General features: G+C 56.6%; 18 protein-coding genes. 7 read left to right on the plus strand and 11 right to left on the minus strand.

Annotation, left to right across the window (positions count from 1 at the left end; translation table 11 throughout):
• Positions 1-10: 10 nt before the first annotated feature.
• From AC1RMF_RS08575 to AC1RMF_RS08585, 3 genes are read right to left on the minus strand one after another with little or no spacing between them, the layout of a single operon-like run.
• The gene (locus AC1RMF_RS08575) at positions 11-907 is read right to left on the minus strand and encodes an EI24 domain-containing protein (RefSeq protein ID WP_493141133.1); all 897 of its coding nucleotides are present in this window, start codon (positions 905-907) and stop codon (positions 11-13) included.
• 32 nt (positions 908-939) lie between these two features.
• Complete coding sequence (locus AC1RMF_RS08580) at positions 940-1731, minus strand: polysaccharide deacetylase family protein (RefSeq protein ID WP_493141134.1); 792 nt, start codon at positions 1729-1731, stop codon at positions 940-942.
• On the minus strand, positions 1728-2474 hold the full coding sequence (locus tag AC1RMF_RS08585) for a pseudouridine synthase (protein ID WP_493141135.1): 747 nt from the start codon (positions 2472-2474) through the stop codon (positions 1728-1730). The genes AC1RMF_RS08580 and AC1RMF_RS08585 overlap by 4 nt, the downstream gene beginning before the upstream one ends.
• 67 nt (positions 2475-2541) lie before the next feature.
• Between AC1RMF_RS08585 and AC1RMF_RS08590 the strand changes: the two genes are divergently transcribed.
• Complete coding sequence (locus AC1RMF_RS08590) at positions 2542-2793, plus strand: 4Fe-4S dicluster domain-containing protein (RefSeq protein WP_493141284.1); 252 nt, start codon at positions 2542-2544, stop codon at positions 2791-2793.
• On the opposite strand, the gene AC1RMF_RS08595 is transcribed toward AC1RMF_RS08590, so the two are convergent.
• A complete protein-coding gene (locus AC1RMF_RS08595; RefSeq protein WP_342616992.1) occupies positions 2776-3528 on the minus strand; it encodes a FliA/WhiG family RNA polymerase sigma factor in 753 nt (250 codons plus the stop codon). The genes AC1RMF_RS08590 and AC1RMF_RS08595 overlap by 18 nt on opposite strands.
• A 212-nt stretch (positions 3529-3740) precedes the next feature.
• Here AC1RMF_RS08595 and AC1RMF_RS08600 point away from each other — a divergent pair, with 212 nt between their 5' ends.
• Together AC1RMF_RS08600 and AC1RMF_RS08605 are read left to right on the plus strand one after the other, a co-directional pair.
• Positions 3741-4199, plus strand: a complete 459-nt coding sequence (locus tag AC1RMF_RS08600; protein ID WP_493141136.1) for a lytic transglycosylase domain-containing protein — start codon at positions 3741-3743, stop codon at positions 4197-4199.
• A gap of 141 nt (positions 4200-4340) precedes the next feature.
• Positions 4341-4619 (plus strand): hypothetical protein, encoded by a 279-nt coding sequence (locus AC1RMF_RS08605; RefSeq protein ID WP_342616990.1) that lies wholly within the window; start codon positions 4341-4343, stop codon positions 4617-4619.
• 120 nt (positions 4620-4739) lie between these two features.
• On the opposite strand, the gene AC1RMF_RS08610 is transcribed toward AC1RMF_RS08605, so the two are convergent.
• The 4 genes from AC1RMF_RS08610 to AC1RMF_RS08625 all read right to left on the minus strand — a co-directional run bounded on the left by AC1RMF_RS08610 (position 4740) and on the right by AC1RMF_RS08625 (position 9958).
• The gene (locus AC1RMF_RS08610) at positions 4740-5018 is read right to left on the minus strand and encodes a DUF2835 family protein (RefSeq protein ID WP_493141285.1); all 279 of its coding nucleotides are present in this window, start codon (positions 5016-5018) and stop codon (positions 4740-4742) included.
• A 431-nt stretch (positions 5019-5449) separates the two neighbouring features.
• Positions 5450-6469, minus strand: coding sequence for a hypothetical protein (locus tag AC1RMF_RS08615; protein WP_493141137.1), 1020 nt, complete (start codon positions 6467-6469; stop codon positions 5450-5452).
• A 14-nt stretch (positions 6470-6483) separates the two neighbouring features.
• Positions 6484-8895: a Rho GTPase-activating protein gene (locus tag AC1RMF_RS08620; protein ID WP_493141138.1), complete on the minus strand. Its 2412-nt coding sequence runs from the start codon at positions 8893-8895 to the stop codon at positions 6484-6486.
• 106 nt (positions 8896-9001) lie between these two features.
• Positions 9002-9958, minus strand: a complete 957-nt coding sequence (locus AC1RMF_RS08625; protein ID WP_493141139.1) for a site-specific integrase — start codon at positions 9956-9958, stop codon at positions 9002-9004.
• Between the two features lie 66 nt (positions 9959-10024).
• On the opposite strand from AC1RMF_RS08625, the gene AC1RMF_RS08630 reads away from it, so the two are divergent.
• The 4 genes from AC1RMF_RS08630 (at position 10025) to AC1RMF_RS08645 (ending at position 15404) form a co-directional block, all read left to right on the plus strand.
• Entirely contained in the window at positions 10025-11365 is a 1341-nt protein-coding gene (locus tag AC1RMF_RS08630) for an SAM-dependent methyltransferase (RefSeq protein WP_493141140.1), read from the plus strand.
• A gap of 137 nt (positions 11366-11502) precedes the next feature.
• Positions 11503-13533, plus strand: coding sequence for an AAA family ATPase (locus AC1RMF_RS08635; protein ID WP_493141141.1), 2031 nt, complete (start codon positions 11503-11505; stop codon positions 13531-13533).
• Complete coding sequence (locus AC1RMF_RS08640) at positions 13526-14221, plus strand: hypothetical protein (protein WP_493141142.1); 696 nt, start codon at positions 13526-13528, stop codon at positions 14219-14221. Before AC1RMF_RS08635 ends, AC1RMF_RS08640 begins: the two co-directional genes overlap by 8 nt.
• Position 14222: 1 nt before the next feature.
• Entirely contained in the window at positions 14223-15404 is a 1182-nt protein-coding gene (locus AC1RMF_RS08645; RefSeq protein ID WP_493141143.1) for a hypothetical protein, read from the plus strand.
• 13 nt (positions 15405-15417) lie between these two features.
• Here AC1RMF_RS08645 and AC1RMF_RS08650 read toward each other — a convergent pair whose 3' ends face one another.
• The 3 genes from AC1RMF_RS08650 to AC1RMF_RS08660 are packed head-to-tail and all read right to left on the minus strand — an operon-like array spanning position 15418 to position 19207.
• The gene (locus AC1RMF_RS08650) at positions 15418-16494 is read right to left on the minus strand and encodes a hypothetical protein (protein ID WP_493141144.1); all 1077 of its coding nucleotides are present in this window, start codon (positions 16492-16494) and stop codon (positions 15418-15420) included.
• Complete coding sequence (locus AC1RMF_RS08655; RefSeq protein WP_493141145.1) at positions 16491-17138, minus strand: hypothetical protein; 648 nt, start codon at positions 17136-17138, stop codon at positions 16491-16493. The genes AC1RMF_RS08650 and AC1RMF_RS08655 overlap by 4 nt, the downstream gene beginning before the upstream one ends.
• Positions 17135-19207 (minus strand): AAA family ATPase, encoded by a 2073-nt coding sequence (locus tag AC1RMF_RS08660; RefSeq protein ID WP_493141146.1) that lies wholly within the window; start codon positions 19205-19207, stop codon positions 17135-17137. The genes AC1RMF_RS08655 and AC1RMF_RS08660 overlap by 4 nt, the downstream gene beginning before the upstream one ends.
• Positions 19208-19526 lie beyond the last annotated feature (319 nt).

Here is a 19526-nt window from a genome sequence, read left to right on the forward strand (position 1 = left end):
AACGGACTTTCTAAGGCGAAGGTTGCGTCTGAGATGAGGGGCCGCCAACGAGCGGCACAGGGGTCACCTCCTGTGCGGCAGGTGCGGAAGCAGGCACTTCGGCTTGGGCGTTGGCCTGTTGACGCAGTGCATGCAAAGCACCCAGGCAATAGTGGGTAAACCAAAGCGAAGCAAAGGCAAAAACCAGGGTGTAAATCCAGATGGCCATGGGCACCAGGAACACGAAGGCCGGCGCAAAACCTGCGCCCATGGCCCACACCACACTGGGGGATGCACCCAGGTAACCACAGATCACGCCCATCAACAGCAGCCAGGTTCCGTGTCGCTTGAACAGCAATCGGCGCTCTTCCTTGCTGGCATGTTTGGCCAGCGCATCGAACGCCATCACACGGTAGGTTAGCCAGCCCCATATCAAAGGAGGGATCAGCAAAACCAGCGGAGGCAACAACCACAGGGGAACCGAAACCAAAAGAGCCAGAGCCGCCAGCAGAGTGGAGAACAACGACCACGCCAGACTGGAGGCAAGACCGCCTCCTTGCCGGACTTCCAGACCGGCAAAACGATTCGCCGCGACCAGATTGACCAAGGCAGGCGTCATCATCAGCGCAACCGTCAGCATGGAGATCACAACGATCAGGGGGGTCACGGCAAACACCACCAGCAACGGGGCCAGTACGGCCTTGAGCTTGCCGGCACCTACGCTCTCCAGCCATTGCCAGACTTGATCGAGATAGGGAAACGAATCTATCCACACGCGCACCTGATCCAGTGCCATGTCCCAGAAGAAGTAGCCTGTAACCATGGTGAGCAGAACGATCAGCACCAACGGCAGGACAGAGAGCGCAATCACGCGCGGGCGCACACAGTACACCGCAGCGCGCCAGAAAGAATCCAAAAACAGGTTCATACGCTGAGCATACCGTGTACCCGAAACATGCATCAGCCGCCGTGGTTTGCGATCCAGTCCTTGAAAACGGGATGCTTGCGCAGGCTTTCAAAACACAGACCACGCTCCTTGAGCCCGACGATCAGAGCCTCCAGGTTATCCACGGCCCAGGGTTTGGCCGACGCCGAAGTCTCCAGATCCACGAGCAACACGTCACCGGCACGGATATCTGCGGCAGCCGACCGAACTGACAGGCTGCCCACCAAGTGCCCAGCCCCGGTCGCTCCGACATACGCGTAGCCACACGCACTGGCGGCCGCCAGCAGCTTGGATGACACCTTTCCCGCCGGGGCATGAAAGAGTGGCAAGGGTTTCTTTCCGGTGTAATAGGCAATGCGGTCCGCGGCATGCCCGATCTGTTCGCAATACTTGGGCGGATCAAAAGTGAACTCACGCCCTGCAAAGGCTCCAGATTCCGGCTTCATGCGAAAGGCCGGTTTATAGCCTGCCACATCGCCCCGCCAGACGACGTGATCATAGGTCTGTGACGCGAACTCATGCCCTTGCTGGGCGATCACTTTCCACCAACTACCCCATTGCTCCCCCAGACTTCCGCCACCATTTCGGGTGCCCAGGTTGGAGGCAAAAAAGGTCGCCGTCACCTGCTGCCTGCGCAATATATCGGCGACCTGCGGGGCAAACTCCATGTGCCCTGGGGCTACCGTCAGGTACACCGGTTGCGCGCACGCCTGCGGACTTCCAGCCTCTGCAGAGTGCGCTGGCTGGACCAGGGCGCACATCATGAGCAGCCCGATTGCACGAGGGAGAGTCGCGGTGTTTTTCATGCTCCCGCTATCAACGCCAGATCATCAGATGAGAGCCAGCGCCACTGGCCGGGCGCCAAATCCGCAGGCAATTTCAAGCCGCCAATTTGCGATCGGTGCAGCCCCTCCACCCGGTTGCTCACAGCAGCCAGCATGCGCTTGACTTGGTGGTACTTGCCTTCCGTCAGGGTCAGACGCAGATCAAACTCACCGGTCGCCTCGCATGCGGCTGCACGCACGGGCTTGGGGTCATCTTCCAGCACCACGCCTTCCAACAGCTTCTTGATCTGGCGCTCATCCAGGGGATGCTTCACCCGCACCTCATAGACTTTGGGCACATGGTGGCGCGGCGAGCTCATGCGGTGGATGAACTTGCCATCGTCGGTCAGCAGTAGCATGCCAGTGGTGTCTTGGTCCAGCCGCCCAACGGCTTGGACACCTTGGACCGCGCCCTTTTGCGGCCGCATGCGCAGCGGCGAAGGCAGCAGCGTATATATGCTGGGATAGGTCGAAGGCTTTTGCGAGCACTCGGTAGCCGTGGGCTTGTTCAGCACCAGATAAGCCTTTTCCGCATATGGCCAGACAACGCCCTGTACCTTGAAGCGCAGCCCCTCGGTATCGAACTCTGCTGAAGCGTCGGTACAAGTCTGTGATAGCTCCGCTCCTCCGGAACCGAATACTTGTACATGGCCCTGCTGAATCAGTCCGGCACAGACGCGGCGCGTGCCAAAGCCTTGGGAATAGAGAATGTCCTGCAATTGCATGGCGCGTAGTATGGCAGTGCCGCGCCGCAATTGGCCGAAATTGCCGTTGATCGCTACACTTTCCGACATGCCTCGTGCGCCGCAGATTCCTTTGATTGATCCCACCCGTTGCACCGGCTGCGGTCGGTGCATCGCGGCCTGCCCCTTGCCATTGATCGCGTTCCGGACAATCGAATGGCGCAAATTCGCGGTATTGCAGGATGAGGCCAACTGCACAGGATGCCGCCGTTGCGAGGCGCGTTGCCCGGTTGGCGCCATAACAATGACGACCGGTGGCATTGCAATGCCCAGCCAGCCGGCGCTAGCGAACGCGGGGTGAACGCCTGGGCTTGAGTACCGGAATCAGTCCGGAACCATCCAGCAATCTGGCCCGCAATTCAGCTATGGCTTGGGCATGAACCTGACTGACCCGCGCTTCACTGACCTGGAGTAGCTTGCCGATTTCAACCATCGTGAGGTCTTCCACATAGTAAAGGCGCAAGATTGCGCTGCTCTGCTTCGATAGAGCCAACAGGGCTGACGCCAGACTATCTTTCAAAGCCGAGCGCTCCAGAACCTTCAATGGATCGGAGTCCACATTGGCCAAAGGATCCTTTGCGCGCCCGTCAGACTCCATGATGTCGTCCAGGGAAATCAGGGCATAGTCCGACGCATCCTGCAGCATGCGTTGGTATTTCTTGAGCGTCATGCCCAATTCCGTCGCCACTTCATGCTCCAGTGGCATACGGCCCAATTGATGCCCCAGCCTCTGGATCGCCAGCTCCACGCCACGCATGCCTCTGCGCAACTGGCGCGAACCGTGGTCCAGCTCGCGCAATCCGTCCAGCATGGCGCCATGTACGCGCATCGCCAAATAATTCTTGAAATGTGCCGTCGTCAGCTTTTTGGATGTCGACAGGATGGAATTGATCAGCGCAACATGCCCGTCTTGCACCAGATCATCCGCTTCTACGTTCGATGGAAGCTTGCGCGCGAGGCTTCTTGCCAACGCCTCTACAAGAGGCGTGTGCTCCTTGACCTGCCGCTGAAGTTCCTGTGTCGATATATTTTGCATGGTGGCCGCAAGCTGCGTAGCGCGTTCTGCATTGCCTTTCAAAGCTTATATCGTGCGATTCGGGCTCCATGTTGAGGTTTTTCGCAACGTTGCTGCCCAAAGTGCCAAAAAGAAAATGCGGGGAAAGTCCCCTTTCTCCGCCCATTGCCAACAAGCACTTGACAAGACAATGCCAGCAACTTACCCATGCCGAAAACCACCGCTATCTGGCAATGAACTTCAAATTTGCAATTTTCTTATTGACGGCATTGCTGTCTTGGACTGCTTCGGCTGGCAGCACAAACCTATGCAGCTGGGAAGGCGCCGCCCAGCGGTATGGGGTGAACTCACAGGTTCTCTACGCCATTGCAGCCCAAGAATCCGGTTTGAACCCGAACGCAGTGCATGTGAATGCGGATGGTAGCCAGGACGTTGGCCTGACGCAAATCAACACGAAATGGCTGCCGCACCTGAGCAAGTTCGGCATTACGTCAGAGAACCTGCTCAACCCTTGCATCAATATGCATGTGGGAGCCTACATCCTGTCACTGCACATGATTCGGCTCGGAAACACTTGGCAAGCCGTAGGTGCCTTCCATTCCAACACTCCCTGGCGTCGAGATCAATACGCGCAGTCCATCTATCAGCGCATCCAGTTTCAGGTCAAGCCAGGCAGCGCCCATGGAAGTTGAAATGGTGATGCAACTAGCCCTTGAGGAGGCACACTGCAAGCTGAAAAATGAGCGGAAAAAGAAACGCTCATCAACGCTCTGGCATTTCGCGAGTGAGTAACACTGGATCTGTAATGGGAATCCGTCCACTTTCTATTGATCATGAGCGCTTTGCAAGATAACTACCAGCTCGTTCTGGAGGCCTATCCGGAAATAGCAAGAAAGATCAAATTTTTCTGGGGCAACCAGGAATTTACGGACCTGATGAACGAGCTACTGACCAACACGCGTGGTCACCAGCGCGAAGGATTTCCCCTCCGAGTGGTTGCATCGTTTATCACACTACAGCAGCTTCACGACCAAGTCTTCCCTGCCTTTTCAGAAAGGTCCTACGCCCCCAAAGTCCTGAGCTACCGGCCCTCGGCCTTCGGCGATCTTTGATTCCTTGCTGGCAAGAAAAAGGCCGCCAAGTGCATCACTTCGGCGGCCTGTAAATCGGGAGTCTGTAGGCGGACGTTCTGCTATCCGGGTTGGAACAAAAACTTGGCGAGTCACTTCCTGTTACAAGGCGGCCGCCATGGCATGGGATTGCCGACGCATCAGCTGTGCGCCTTTGCGATCTTCATCACAGGTCAACACAAACTCCCCTCGAACGCCCCAGCTGGTCACATGCGGCGCCAACAGTCCGGCCGGGAACTGGACCGTGCGACCATCAACACATTGGGCTACGACCTTATCGACGCTGCCGCGGTAATACTGCAAGTACTCCTGCGTAGTCAGATTCAAGCTGAAAACAAATTGCTTCATGATGTGAAAGTTATGAGTACCAAACGTCTTCATTTTCTTGATGAAGTCAATGCACAATTGATCAATTAGCGGCACTTTCACTGTGCAATTCAAAACTTATCTGCAAGCAGGCAATTTGCAATGAAAAAGGCCGCCAAGCGGTTAATCTTGGCGGCCTTTGTCAGGGGGCTGGGGGAGTTTGAAAGATAGCTTTAAACCCTCATAAACACATGTGTTTAGGTGCTGCAATGTGTTTTGTACCCCCATTTGTACCCCCGCTTTAACCTTTTTGCAAAAACTATCGAAGGCCAGCTATCTCTGGGCACTAGGCGGATCCCACTATCCGATGTGCCATGAACTGGGAAACACATGACACCAACAACCTGCAACTCGTCATTGCTGGAGCAAAAAGGCAAGAACTGTCGGACTGTCGTTGACCGCTGCCTTACTACGTATGAATGTAAGCGTCTACTGGGCACATCACACTAACTGAGCTGGCCGAGTGCCGACGCAGCGACGCGGCAAGAATTTGCCAAATCTTTAGCAAAAGTGATGGTGAGTACCGCAGGGAACTGTGGGAATTCATCAGCATGATGAATAGCATTCACGAATTGAACCACGTCTGAAACTGTCACCATCAAGTTGCGAGAAAAGGTGATATGCGCAGGTGTAGCCGGAAGCTTCTCTTTTCCACGAGATAGCAGTGCCGTCAAGGAATACTGCGGACTAATGGAACTGACAGGACCCAAACCGAGTGCTGCTGACGTGTGAGCCGAGAGATTTTGGCGTTGCACGGGTTGACAGTCGCGCCATACGCGGGCGAAATGAGAGACGATGAAATCACTATTGATCGCGCCGCCCGGCCGGAACTCACTGCCGTTCCTCGCATGCAGACCTTGGCTGGAACTGGCAATGAGATCTGTAACGCTCACAGGCGCAGCGCCAGTACCTACCATCGCCATGAGCGCATTCGCCGCTGTCGGATTCGATTGGGCTACTACATGAAGCCGATGACAGAGCGCCCGTTCTAGTTCAAATAGTGCGCTGTTAATGGCGGACTGCGGGATATCAGGCGACCCTAGCGACAAAGTGATGGAAGAAAATACGCTCTTGACTTCGGCGGTCAGTATTTCACATGGCCATTGCGGAAACCAGTCCGGCAGCGTCACCGGCGATGATATCTGCGGGATACCTAACGGTCTCTTGGAAACGAGTACTAGGCTGAACTTTTGACACACTCCCACCAACTCTCGGTTCTCAGGAATGAACCATTCTTCGTTTTCCTGGATGGTCAGGTTGAGGTCGTCAGAAACACCATTTGCATCATGGAAGCGGTTCTTGTTGACCGTTGTAACTAGGATTGGGAGGCCTGCGAAGCACGTAGTCAACTCTGCCACTAGCTCCTGGCGTGAACTCGCCGACTCAATCCAGAACACTTCTATCTTTTCTGTCTGTTGTTGATGAAATAGAATGAGCGAAGCCGCAATGGTGTCAGGACTGAGCATGTTTGAATAGGAAGTTAATATGCGACACCGACAGCTGCGGAAATGCGTGCAAGCAGCGGAATTTTTGCCCTTACTTGGTCATCGACAAGTTCGATGAAATTGCTTTCCGCCGCACTGGCCAAAAAAGAATTACCCGTGTAGGCGCTGAGCTGGGAACTCACCAATGTGGAGTTGACATATTCCTCAGCTCTTTGAAAACTCATTGCGCTCGTATCCGCCCCCCCATTCAATGCGAGATGACGCAGGAGTTTATAGGCTGTGTGTAGCCATGGGCCTTGCTCAATACTTGCTTTCGATAGAGCCTCACTGGCAGCGCCCCGAAAGAACTTGTAGTGCGTGCTTCTTCCGACCGCGCTCAATGTCAATCCGTGGAGGGCATATTCCTCATAGAGTGATCTTGTTAGGCGGGTTTCGCTGGGAATAATTTTTCGCGCAATGAGCCAATCAACAAAATCACGCAGCAGATTGACGGCAAGAAATGGATGACCACCAGTCTCCTCGAAGACTGCATCCACGAAAGAAGTGTCGAAGGTCAAAGTCTTCTGGAAAGTTCGCCGCACCAGTTCGTGGAACTCGCTTTCCGGTGAACTATTTTCATGACTGAAAAGTGGATACGGTTCCTGATGGACGTAGGCGCTCAGCTGGTTCTGGTCCATGAAAATGAAATGCGCGTTGGGCTGCTGGCCCAGGAGAATCAGCAGATTCTCCGTTGCGAATTCCACAAACTGGTCCAGCAATGGCTGCACGACCAGCGTACGCGCATCCTCACTGCGTCTCCCCATGACCCGCAACCAACCAAACAGGCGGTCGTATTCATCCACGATCAGTATCGAGCCACGGTTTTCTTGTACGCCCATTGGGGCCGCACGCGCTACAATACTGCGCAAAAAATCACGCGGCAGTGGTTCCGCAGGTTCGAGCGCATCGCAAACCTCCTCGAACAGCATGCGACTTGCCTTATCTCCACCCGTCATCTCGCAACGCTGAAATACAGCGTTTCGCTCAGCAATGCCGCTGGCGAGTTCACTCACACCGGTGGTTTTTCCGCTGCGACGGACGCTGCACCACAGGAGCACTCCGGTACGAGTAGACAGTGTTGTCTCCAAGGCCCGTACACTGGGTCGATCAACCCGGAAGTACGACATGAGTGAGGGATTTTCCAAGGGAAAACGTTCCGCGATGTTGGTCTTTAGAGGCACGCTGGGTTGAACGACTACCGTGTTCTCGTAGAAACGCAGCCGCAAACGCGAAAGCAAGAAACCGACGGAATTGCCCCCCTCATCTGGCATCGCCACGACGATGCCCTTGGCCTCCTTGGTGGGGAATGATCCTTTCCAATACTCTTGCACGGGCTTAGGTGTCAGGCAGGCGATATACCCAAGTTTGGCCCGTCGTTCGATTTGATATCTGAGCCCTCCACTCCCTCCCAGAATACCCAACTCGAGAGGCTTTGTGTCACTGGAGTCAGCCGGAGGTCGCAGAGTTAGATCAATCGTGACATCATCGATGTTAACCATGGCAGAGGTCACTACTACAGCATCTACACTGCTTTTTGCAGATGCATGGTCAAGCTCCCGTGCAAGCAGCTCAAGCGGACGCCCGAGAATGGGCGCAATGGTACAGAGGTTTATGCTCTGGTCGAGCAACTTAAGATCTGCTTCTTCGAGAAGCGGCAATACGTGAACCCAGGACTTTGCGGTGCGAGCCAAAAGCTCCTGCGCGTTGAGCTCCCCGAACCGTGAATTCAAGAAGCCAATTAGGATGCCACGCAACATGCGGGAAGTTACCTTTCGAAGGGCACGACAGCCCCTCGGTTCAAAAATCCGCGAGGTTTCGTCCGCATAGATTTCCACCGGTAGTGCAAGAAACGAACGCAGCCCACCTAAAGCCTTTGCTACCGCGGCATCCGGCGTCGCTTGTCCCTGCAACATGATCCTGCTGAAGCCTTTGGTAAATATTTCTCTCGAATGCACCTGTATCGCAGTGCCCACCTCGGCAAACGCAGTATCTGTGTCTCTGTTGTTGCGCATCAAATCCACTGTATCGGCCATGATCGCCTTGAGCTCGTCCCTGTAGTAGGTCGACCACTGAAAGATGTGCCATTCACGGAGTTCCGAGAATCTGTCCTGGAGCGATGTGACGAATTGCTGCAGCCGGACCGGGTGCTCAGAGGGACTGCCAGGCACTTCTGCACTTGCCGCCACTTCAATTCGCCCAAGGCGGCTACTCAGCTCCTCGCCAAGCTTTCTTTGCTTTTGCGGCATGAAGCGACCAATGATCTCCTTGATCGGTTCATGAAGTCGTCTGATATCAACTTGGCTGCACTGCTGGAATAGAGTTATCAAGTTGTTGAAAGCATCGTTATATTGACGCCGAGAAATCAGTTCTTCAGCTTCGGCAAGCACGGCTTCGATGGACTTTGTCATTTGTTCAGCAGGGTTCGACCGCTCTCGTTATTGATTGATCGTAATATAAAAGTATCACCAAGTACGGTCTACAAAAGAACCCTCGCATCAGTCGAGGATGCGGTGCCTATGGGCCTGGCACTAATCCCGACATTTTCTTCAACAGATCTTCAGTGACTTGCTGAGCACTGATCATTCGATTCGTCGAGTCAATAGTAAACCGATGTTTGCTCGCAGACTGCCGCTCTATTACTCTAATGTAGTCGTCGGCCTCAGCCCCTGCAAGTTGCTTGAAACTTTCGCGAATCACCCTCGTGCTCAAGGTCTTGTCACCAGGGGCCTGCGCAGCGATCCAGTCCTTGAGCACCTTCCAAGCTGCCGAAGCGGATAAGGGTTTCGTCGACTTCAACTTGACGATAAGCGCCGCATCTGAGGTCAAAGGCCGCGAGTTTGCTGCTCGCAGCGCCACATAGTACTTGAGCTGTTGCACCATGATGGACGGCAGAGCTACGCCCTCAGACCGGAAATCTGGGTGGAGCATTGCACCACCATGCTCACCTATTACCAAATCGCTCCCTCGGAGTTCCGCGATCTCTTTGGGGCGAAATCCCCCCCAAAAAGTTAAGCCGACAATACACCTTGAGCGGCTGATCACCTCGCTGTCGAACTCGCCTGGGTCAAGCAAAAAATTCACCAAACCGTCTGGTATCCGAAATGTCAACGTGGATTGAGTAGGGCTGCATCGTTGATTTCCTAACCCCGGCACCCAGTTCAACCAACGCTGTATCCAGCAATGCCGCAGAAATGACCGCGTGATCCTCGCAGCTTGAAGCGCGCTAGAAATCTTTAGTGCATCCGTACGTTTTGCGCTGACCGTTGATCGAGCTTCGGTCAGGTTGCGGAGGTAATCAAGCCAAGCTTCTTCCGTAATAGCTTGGGTGTCAAAGATGTCCGCATCCTCCAGATATTCCCGGAAGCGCCGAACCTCCCCGGCGTAAGACGTGCGGGTAACCTCGCGGATATGTGTACATGCCCCGAGCCAACTTCGTTGCGCTTGATCGATTGAGACGTGAATTTCATTCATTTCCTAATTATGTACATAATTTCGAAAATAAGGTACGATGACACACTTCCACAATCAAAGCCAACTATGCGCAATCCACCTGAGCGCTACCTCCAGACCCTGCGAGAGCATTTCGCGCAAACCCCGCAGTGGTTCAATTCGGGCTCAAATTTGCCGCCAGCGGCGTTTACGCCGGTCACCGGCGCGGCGCTGACGACGAACCAAGATGGGAAGGGCACGGCATTCCAGCGCTGGTTCCACTTCAAGGAAGCCTTCTCTCCGGAGTTCGTAAGCGCGGCCATCGCATCTCTGGGCTACCGCCCCACGCATGTGATCGATCCGTTTGGAGGGTCCGGCACAAGCGCCATCACCTCGCAGCTGCTGTCGATCAACGCGACAACGGTGGAGGTCAACCCGTTTCTCGCCGACGTGATCAAGGCCAAGCTGAGCCCCTTGACTGGCGAGAAGCTGCTATCGGCAGCAGCCGACTTCCAGGCGCGTCTGCAAGACACACCTGCCGATCTGTCCCGGCTCACTCATCTGCCGGCGACTTTCATTGAGGATGAAGGCAAGGACCGGTGGATCTTTCCGCGTGACGTCGCCCGCAGGCTCGCGCAGTACTTGACGTGCATCGACGCCATTGATGATGTCGATGTTCAGCGCTTCTTCAGAGTGGCACTCGGGTCGGTGTTGGTCAACTGCAGCAATGTATATGTCAACGGAAAGGGACGCAGATACCGTGGCGCCTGGCAATTGAATCAGCCGACGCCCGAGAAGCTGGATCAGCACTTTGGGAAGCAGTTCAACACATCCTTCGAAGACGTCCTGCGATTCGAACATAGACCGCGTTCACAGGTCACCGTTATCAATGGAGATTCGCGCACGGCGTTGCAACAAGTACAGGAGAAGGCGGATCTGATTGTCTTTTCACCGCCGTACCCGAACTCCTTCGACTACACCGACATCTACAACGTCGAACTGTGGGTGCTCGGCTACATTGGTTCCTCTGCCGACAACCTGACCCTGCGGAACCAGACGTTACGCTCCCATGTACAAATCCGGCGCAGCTACGAAGGCCCCAAGAATAAATCGGAAAAACTGAGCAGTGCGCTGGACGCTCTTGGAAGCCGTCGCGAGGCGCTCTGGGACTCAACCATTCCGGAAATGGTCGGGGCCTATTTTCGCGATCTGGAGCTCGTGCTGGAGCAGAGCCAGCGACTGCTTACGAGTACAGGCCGGGTCATTATGGTTGTCGGCGATTCCCGGTACGTCGACGTACGCATTGAGGTCGCTTCGATCCTAGCGGAGCTCGCCAAGAGCATGGGCTTTGGGCGGGTCACAACGCGTGAAGTACGACAGATGCGCGCGAGTGCTCAGCAGGGTGGTGGCCTCCAACTCGCTGAAAGCATCGTGGAACTCGCGCTTTGACTGTCGCCCCATCAACTGATTGATCGGGGCGGTGGCGCTAAGATACGTAACGAATTGCACACAAAAGAGCGTAAGCCCGGTGCAAGACTGATTGAGCGCTTGAGGTTATGCGGACAACAATCATCCAGGGAGGTTTTTTGAAGTCCAAGATCAAACTGCCGGTTTTCGTCCGGTTGAGTATTCGCAACTACTCGCTGTACCCCGGGACCAACAATCGAGGATTTGACCTTGATTTTCCTGCTGGTGTCACCGTCCTCGCCGGCATCAATGGCGTCGGCAAGACCACCCTGCTGAACCTGCTCATGCGCATGCTGCTGGGTCCGCTGGACCGAGCCAAGTCCGACCTCGACCTGAGCCGGATCAGCAAGCGAGAGCTGGTGCTGGACAAGCGCTTCTCTTTCTTCGCGGACCGCGTGCCTGAGGAGCTTGGTGACAACGCCACAGCCTCGCTGGACTTCACGGTGGGGGATCGCGCCATCACCGTGACCCGCTTCCTCAAGACAATGGCGCTGAAGTCCGTGAAAGTCAACGGCCGCACCCGCTCTGTCACAACGGAACTCCAGTTCTCTGAGGAGATGGCTAGGCTCTGCGGGCTGGCGTCCGCCTACGACTTCCATGTGACCGTACGCTATCTCCAGTTCTTTACCGAGGAGCGACAGCCTATTCTTTGGTCCGCTGCGACGCAGTACGAGTTCTTCAAGATGCTCTTTCTCAACCGGGGACTCGTGAAAGAGACCGATGACACATTCGCGATGATCCAGCGGTTGGACACGACCTATCGCAATCGTATCCACCAGCTCAAACCACGAGAAGATCGATTCAAGGAGAGCCGGGCAGCCGCAATGGAGGCTCAAGATACCGGCAACCTTCTCGCCCGAATCGAAGCCGCAAAGGCGGCAAGCGCTACGGCCTCAGAGGAATACCTGAAGCATCAACGTGCTGCCGATGAGCTGCAGGCGGAAGCTCGACGGCTTGATGTCGACCTCAATCAAGCGGAAGCGACGCTCGCCGACCTCGAAGATCAACTGGAGCACGCCGACGCGACCTTCATCGCGCAGGCGCTGCCAACCATCGACGATAAGGCCAAATTTTTGATGGCTGGCCTCGGTTCGGGTCAGGGTTGTTTCGTTTGCGGCACCCGACATCGAAATCAGTTGAAGATCGCCACCAAGCAGCTCAAGGGCGGCAACTGCTTCGTCTGCCATCACCCGATCTCAGGCCGTGGCAAAGACGCAAAGGTGGAGCCCATAGCCGTCGCGCAGGTGCGTTCGCTGGAACAGTCGCTCGAGAAAATCCGAGCCACCGCAGCGGCGATCGAAGCCCAACGCGACGCTATCTACAAGCAGGTTGCACCCGCACTTCAAACGCTTCGCCAGGCCGCCTCACGGAACTCAGAGGCCGCGCTGGCATTTGGCATGCTACAGGCGCAGCTACCCGACCCGCCTCAAACGAGGAACGCCCTGGAAGCCGAGTTGAAGGCAGAACGCGATGCGTTGGAGCTAATGAATAGCGAGCGCAAGGACCTAGCCGAGACCTACCGAGATCTCATCAAACAGGGTCGAGGAGAGATGGAAGTGTTTAAAGAGACCTTGCGAGCGAAGCTGACCGCCTATGCAGAAGCGTTCCTTCAGGAGACGGTGACGGTTCAGTTCGGTGCGCAAGACAAGGTGAAGATCGCCACTGGCGCTGGCCAAGTCGGCATGCCGTCGTTCTCGATTCTGATGACGTCGAGCACCCATGTGGTCCCCAAAGAACGTCTGACCAGTAACAACGTCTCAGAATCGCAGAAGGAGTTCCTCGATCTGGCGTTTCGCATGACGCTTCTAGACATGGTGTGCGCGGGCGGGGCGACGACGCTCGTGATCGAGACTCCGGAAGCCAGCCTGGATAGCTGGTTCATGCTGCGCGCTGCAGCCCTCATGCGCCAGTTTGCGCCTGCGGATTCTGGCCCGGTGCGCAACCTGATCGCCACCTCGAATCTCAATGGCACCGCCATGATCCCCGCCCTCCTGGGCCGCGTGGGCAAGCACGGAAAACCCATACGCGCCGCCAAGACCACCGGTGCGCAGTTCGTTGACCTCCTGAAGGCGACCGCAAGATCGAACACCTTGAAGGAAAGCGCCGCCCGGACATTGCTCGAAGAAGAGATCGAGAAGTTCCATGACTAAGCTAGCCCACTCGGTGCCTAGGAGTGTCCAGGAGCGACTGCGGTTCTCGCGCTGGGTTCTTTTCACGATCAACGCGGCTGAAGCCGCCGGCATCGGCCAACTAACCCGCAAGCAGTTGCATTTGCTGCTGTTCGTTTCGTTCGCTTCATGCCGCTTCTATGGGATCGAGCCACTGCGTCAGCGGGCACGACGAACTGAGCAGGGACCCTACTACCGGGCAGCACACGTCGCGCTAGGGGCACTGACTTTGTCGGGTTTGGTGGAGGTCTGGGACTTCTCCCCGCATTCGTCATCGATGCACCTGCAGTTCGATGGCAACTTCCGTGCAACCGTTGCGGGTCTGGAAGTCGGCCGCCAGTTACGAAGTACCCAGCGCGGTGAAGCGCTCTACGCCTTCTTACTTGATCTCTGCCTGGGCGTTGTCGAAGGCGCCTGGCACGACGAGCGCACGCGCGACCGTCAAGAGCGCCGTGGTCTGGAACGGGTGTTCGAGCAGGACCTCACCTACCAGGAAGCGCTTGAGCGCCCGGGGAAGGTGCTGTTCGTTGAAGAGACCCCCGACGACAAGACGACGCCGACGCTCACCGGCCTTCGACAGATCCGTAAATACCTGTCGGAGAGAACGTTTGTCAACCGTCGCGACGTGCTGACCGTCTATCAGCGGCTGCTTCAGAAGAAGGCGGCCTGATATGAGTCAACCAACCACGATCAAGCGTCAAGACATCATTGGACTCGATACAGGACTCTCGCTGGTGTCAGGGTCGTCGCAAGAACGATTCTTCCAAACGCTGGTTGACTACTTCGTCAGTTGGTCGGCGGCCAACGCGACGTCGATTGCAGCCGGGCACATTACGCGCGATAGAGCACTTCTAGTGATGTACTCCGAGTCGCCCAAACTGGAGCCCGGCATCCCGGCGACTGTCATCGTTAACCCGAAGGCAGTGTTCGCCGCTCTCTACACGTTGGACGATGGTGTCGCCGTCGCAGGTGAAAGCCTGAGCGAGGTGATTCAGCTCGTGCCCCATTTTAAGGACGGTGCGACCGAGGCCATGGAGTTCGTGCAGCAGCACCTCAAGGAGGGCCAGACATTTGCGCTCTTGATGCTTGGTCAAAGTCGAATGTTGGTGCATGACAGCGGCGTCCCGATTGAGGACTGGATGCACAAGCAACGGGTTATCGAAATCAAGCAGATCCCCAATGCCGCGATCACGCCTCTAATGATAGAGCAGCAACTGGATGAATTCCATAACGACGCATTGTCAACGCACAGGGGCACCATTGCGCGCCTCATGTGGGAGATCTACGAGGAACCGAAGCTGCCAGTTCTCAAACGCAAACCCGAGCTCCATGTGCAGTCAGGATTGCTGACTTTCTTCCGCGGCATCTATCGAGAAAAGGTTGCGGTTGTCGACGAAGAGGTGTCGCTGAACGAAGGACGTGTAGACGTCAGGATCGTGCGTTTCGACAAGACCAACCGCCGCCTCATCACGATGATCGAGCTAAAGGTTCTCGATCCCAAAGCCCCTGATCCAAAGAACCTGGAGTGGGCCCACAAAGGGATTCAGCAGGCGCATGACTACAAGAAGGCGAACTACACGGACGCCGCCTTTGCCTGCATCTATGACGCTCGCAGAAGCAAGGACGACCAGATGCCGACGCTTCAGCAGGATGCTGACGAGAAGGGTGTCCTGCTGAAGGTGCACCCCATGGCAGTCCCAGCTCCTCGGCCGCGCAAAAAAGGCGACGGCGACGCTGCCACTGACGCCAAGCCTGTTAAGGTCCCGCGGGCCACTCCGTTGGCAAAAAAGTCCACGAGCAATCCAACGGCCAAGAAACGAGTCGTCGCGAAGACCTCACCAAAGACAACCTGATATGGCCCAATCATTAGGACAGATCGGGATACCGATCTGTCCTATGTTCTTTGTGCGACGCGGTGATCCAGTAGTGCTTTGCGATCACGCAGTACGGAGCCGCTGCTTCCTCAATGGCCTTTCTGACCTCCTCGCGGTTGTTCGCGCAAAAATCGTAGACGCATAAGTACGCAACGTCCAGGGTCTCGTCATCGCGGTAGGCGGCCGTCTGAGAGACGCCCGACTTGGCCCAATCAATGTTTTCCTGCAGGCTGATGGCGTTGGGCTTCACAGTGCCAGGTTTTGGCGTCATGAAATCACGAGTAACTTTGAGTTCAAGCACAGCGCTGCAGACGTTAGCCTTCATCGGCGTCAGCGTGATATCGGCGCGACCATGGCCAATCACCGTCTCAGCTTTGACCCTGGCCACTTCCGAGTACTTGCCGAGCAGGAAATGCAAAAGGTCGCGCTGCACTTCGCCTTCGGGACCTTCAACCGTGATGCGCTGCGCGCGGTCCTTCCACCAAGTGCGGGACTGGCGTGCCGACCTTTCGTAGAACTGTTGCAGGGCCTGCTCCAGTGTAGCCAAATCCAACACCAGGGGTGCATCGTCAAGCTCGCGTCGGATTTCCGGCGAAGCATCTGAATCTACCCCGTCAGGCCAGATGACCAGCACGGACGTGCTGAGCAAGGCAACGGTGAGGGAATTCCCTAGACCTGCGGCGCGGATCGCGTCCGTCATCGCGTTGGTATCCGGAAGGTACCCCGGCTGCGCGTAGGCGCCGATCTCACCAGTTCCGACAGCAAGCGTGCCAGCAAACGGATCAGTTGGCGCCCCCCCGAACATAGGCCGTCGTGTCCAGCCCAGCCCTTCGCCCACGTCGGCACAGTTCTCAGCGTGCACGACCACTACGGGAGCCGAGAGGCTTTCGCCTTTGGCACGAAGGTACCCGGCATGTTTCGCGAGGGCCCGTGTCCAGGCATCGAGGAAGGCTGTCCGCGTGCCGGCGTCTGCCACCGAAAGACCAGCTGCCCCCTCCTCGACGACAGCATCAACTGCTGCTTTCAGGGCGCCGCCCAGGCCCATGGTTTCCGTGCCGCTGACCTTCATGCTTCTGCCATCGCCCGGTCTAGGTAGTCGCAATACAAGCGCACGCCGTCACGCTGTGCGTCAGGTCGAAGCTTGCGTAGATGGTCGATGAGGTAGTGAGCAACCTCCATGTTTTTGTTGTCGGCGCTCCATTCCGAGAAGTCGACAACCTCACCTGGAGCAATAGCCGCATTCCCATAGTTTGCATCGACCGCGCCGATGTCCGCGCGCGCAGTCAGGAAGCGCCCAAAGCAGGCCGAAACCAACTCACGCAGCAGTCGCGCGGTCCGCTGGGCCTCCGGGGAATGGGCGAGCATTGCCGCACAGATCTCCGTACCCTTCGGTCCGAGCCCGTATTGGGCAGCCATGCGCCCCCTCGCACTGAATTCCACGTGCTCGATGACCAGCACGCCAGCGAACGCCAAGCGGTCGATCTCTCGCTGCACATCGGGGAAAAACGGGTAGTCCCCTCGCTTCAGTACTCGGCCACGCACCCTGGTCACCCCGAACAAATCCGCCAAGGTGTTGGCCAGATAGAGAATGACGTGTAGTTGCGAAGTCGCCACCGGTGTCAGGCCCATACGGCGGGCTTCGGCGATGCTGAGGACTACCCATGCCTTCCACATGCCTGCGCTGTCAAGTCGTGACGAAACATCCATATTCATGCCTGCGGGCCGCTCGGCTGGCCGTCAGGATAGATTGCCTGGTCGCGTTCTTCTTCATAGGCGGCTCGGAAGCGCTCGAGCGCCCGGGTAGGTACAGCAATGGCTAGCAGATCCAAGACGTGCGTCGCCCGCTCCTCGATAGGGATCATTGGCGGCATCTCGCTGGGCGCTTCGTCGACGACCTGACCATAGAAGCGCTGGTCAGGGTAGGCTCCGAACAAGGCTGGAATCATCTGTTCGCGGTTGACGTTGGACGACGCGATCAACCGGGTCTCGACAGCGCCGTTCGACCGGGTCGCGAAGCGACGTAGGAGGTCCGCAGCGCGAGGCACAAAAACCGAATCAAGGCTGGCCTCAGGCGTTTCAAGGATCAGCATTGTGGGCGCATTTGGCGCAGCCAGTTCCAGGAGCGCCATGCGGAAGGCGAGATCAATGAACTCCTTCTGGGACTCGGACACCGATTGACCGGCTTCGCGCACCGTCGTTACGTTCCGATGAACGCCAGATGTCAACGCCGGAATGAAGTGCGGAAAAGTGAATAAGTCCGTGTTCGCACGCTGCCCCAACCGCCTGACCCTTGGCGTGTACTTGATCTCGCATTGCTCTGCCAAGAAGCCACGAATGTACTTGGCAAATGCCTGCTCAATCTGGCCGGAGACTGCCCGAACTTCCTGATCGATCGCTTCGGTCAACTCACGGAACTGCCCAGCCAACTCGATGCGCTCCACCTCCAATTGGTTCAGCGCAGCCTCAAAAGTCCCAAGCGTTTTGTTGAGCTCTTCTCGCCGCTCGATCACGTTCGGCAAGTTGTCGCCCAGCGCCTTGAGCTGTCCCTCCAAAGAGACCAACTGCGACGTGATTGACATGAGTTCCGCCGCCGTCGACGAATAATCCTGCTCTGCGTCACGTAAGGGTTGCTCCATCGCCGCCAAGTCGGCCTCAGCAGTCGCGATGTTCACACGTTGTTGCTCGATCACCTCGCCTGTATGCGGGTCGTTCGCAGGTCGATGGCCTTCTTCGATCGGACTGCCGCATACGGGGCAGGTGTTCATATAGAGTTTGGCGGTGACCCGCTCCATCGCTTCTGGGGTCTGTGTGCCGCAGACTAGGCAGCCGGCGCCAGCCTCGAAGTGCGCCAGAAGGTACCGGGCAGGGCTGTCCAACTGCGGGAAGAATGATTCGTAGAAATTGTTGAGCTGCGCGGCCAAAGCCGAACGCCCGTCGTGAATCTCCTGCCGTCGGTTCTCCATCTGTTCACGCAACTGATCACGCGTCTGGGCGAGCTCGTTCTTGCGAACCACGAGTGCCTTCAGATCTTTGCGACGCTCCTCCAGCGACTGAACCAGCCTTTCGATCTGGCCGCCTTCTATCGTGCTGGTTTGCTTGTCAAACTCCTTACGCCGTTTGTATACGACCGCATGGACGTTCCGATACTCACTGTCCTTGCTGAGCAGCTCGTTGAACAGGTCGACGTATTGCCCACGGTGTCCACCCTGAACGTCGACCAAGATGCCCAGGATGTCACCTTGCGCCGCAGCATCCCAGACGAGGCTGCGCCTGTCTTCGAGATAGAACACGATGTAGCGCAGCAGGAATACGAAGTCCTCGAAAGACGACAGGCCCGATGCGGCTACCACCTGGTCGCGATAGATGGCCTCCATCTCGGTGCCACGTGCGGTCGGGAAGGGTTGCTGATCAACCGAAAGCTCGACAACGTCAAGGTTCGCCAGCGACCTGGTCACCTCGAACTCGTGGTCGCCGAGAGTGAACCAAATAGTTACCTTCGCATTGACTGCGTCGTCAGGCGCCCGCTTGCGAAACCAGAATCGGTCCACCGGGACAATCCGCCTCCGCTTGTCGCCCAAGTCGTCTTCGCCAGGTACATCCACCGCCCCCGAAAGGGCACGCAGCAGCATGGTCAGCAAGGTGGTCTTACCGAGACCATTGATGCCGACGATGACGTTAACGCCAGGGACAAACGGGTGATCTAGCCCTGGCTTGGTGTCAGTGCCAGCGTACATGGCAAAGTCTGAGACCTTAACGCGTTTCAGGACGGGGAAGTTGATCATTGGTGCATCCCTATAGATGCACCCTGACCATGCAAAACCTCGTCCTGTCGCATGATGCGCGTCAGAAAGCTGAAGCGATTAGACGTCACCACCGGCAGGCGCGGTCGAATTTGATTCTGCATGTCCCTAAATGTGTTTGCAGCGAAATCGGATATGTTGACCCGCTTACCGATCATTCTACTGAATCTCGCTCCAACGCAATGCAAAGAATTCCGAGGCCAACTAGCCGCAGCAAGTCCCCTAAAACATGACCGAGCAGACCACATGTTTAGAGCTGCTAGTCGGAATAGGATTTGGCCTCCGGTGCCAAGGCCACAAC

The organism is Rhodoferax sp. GW822-FHT04A08, assembly GCF_058801025.1.

Excerpts from the sequence above, each read along its gene's own strand:
- AC1RMF_RS08580 (WP_493141134.1), bottom strand. The coding sequence starts at position 1,731 with ATGAAAAACACCGCGACTCTCCCTCGTGCAATCGGGCTGCTCATGATG.
- AC1RMF_RS08630 (WP_493141140.1), top strand. The coding sequence starts at position 10,025 with ATGCGCAATCCACCTGAGCGCTACCTCCAGACCCTGCGAGAGCATTTC.
- AC1RMF_RS08585 (WP_493141135.1), bottom strand. The coding sequence starts at position 2,474 with ATGCAATTGCAGGACATTCTCTATTCCCAAGGCTTTGGCACGCGCCGC.
- AC1RMF_RS08650 (WP_493141144.1), bottom strand. The coding sequence starts at position 16,494 with ATGAAGGTCAGCGGCACGGAAACCATGGGCCTGGGCGGCGCCCTGAAA.
- AC1RMF_RS08590 (WP_493141284.1), top strand. The coding sequence starts at position 2,542 with ATGCCTCGTGCGCCGCAGATTCCTTTGATTGATCCCACCCGTTGCACC.
- AC1RMF_RS08615 (WP_493141137.1), bottom strand. The coding sequence starts at position 6,469 with ATGCTCAGTCCTGACACCATTGCGGCTTCGCTCATTCTATTTCATCAA.
- AC1RMF_RS08645 (WP_493141143.1), top strand. The coding sequence starts at position 14,223 with ATGAGTCAACCAACCACGATCAAGCGTCAAGACATCATTGGACTCGAT.
- AC1RMF_RS08660 (WP_493141146.1), bottom strand. The coding sequence starts at position 19,207 with ATGATCAACTTCCCCGTCCTGAAACGCGTTAAGGTCTCAGACTTTGCC.
- AC1RMF_RS08595 (WP_342616992.1), bottom strand. The coding sequence starts at position 3,528 with ATGCAAAATATATCGACACAGGAACTTCAGCGGCAGGTCAAGGAGCAC.
- AC1RMF_RS08605 (WP_342616990.1), top strand. The coding sequence starts at position 4,341 with ATGAGCGCTTTGCAAGATAACTACCAGCTCGTTCTGGAGGCCTATCCG.
- AC1RMF_RS08655 (WP_493141145.1), bottom strand. The coding sequence starts at position 17,138 with ATGAATATGGATGTTTCGTCACGACTTGACAGCGCAGGCATGTGGAAG.
- AC1RMF_RS08575 (WP_493141133.1), bottom strand. The coding sequence starts at position 907 with ATGAACCTGTTTTTGGATTCTTTCTGGCGCGCTGCGGTGTACTGTGTG.
- AC1RMF_RS08640 (WP_493141142.1), top strand. The coding sequence starts at position 13,526 with ATGACTAAGCTAGCCCACTCGGTGCCTAGGAGTGTCCAGGAGCGACTG.
- AC1RMF_RS08620 (WP_493141138.1), bottom strand. The coding sequence starts at position 8,895 with ATGACAAAGTCCATCGAAGCCGTGCTTGCCGAAGCTGAAGAACTGATT.
- AC1RMF_RS08610 (WP_493141285.1), bottom strand. The coding sequence starts at position 5,018 with ATGAAGACGTTTGGTACTCATAACTTTCACATCATGAAGCAATTTGTT.
- AC1RMF_RS08600 (WP_493141136.1), top strand. The coding sequence starts at position 3,741 with ATGAACTTCAAATTTGCAATTTTCTTATTGACGGCATTGCTGTCTTGG.
- AC1RMF_RS08625 (WP_493141139.1), bottom strand. The coding sequence starts at position 9,958 with ATGAATGAAATTCACGTCTCAATCGATCAAGCGCAACGAAGTTGGCTC.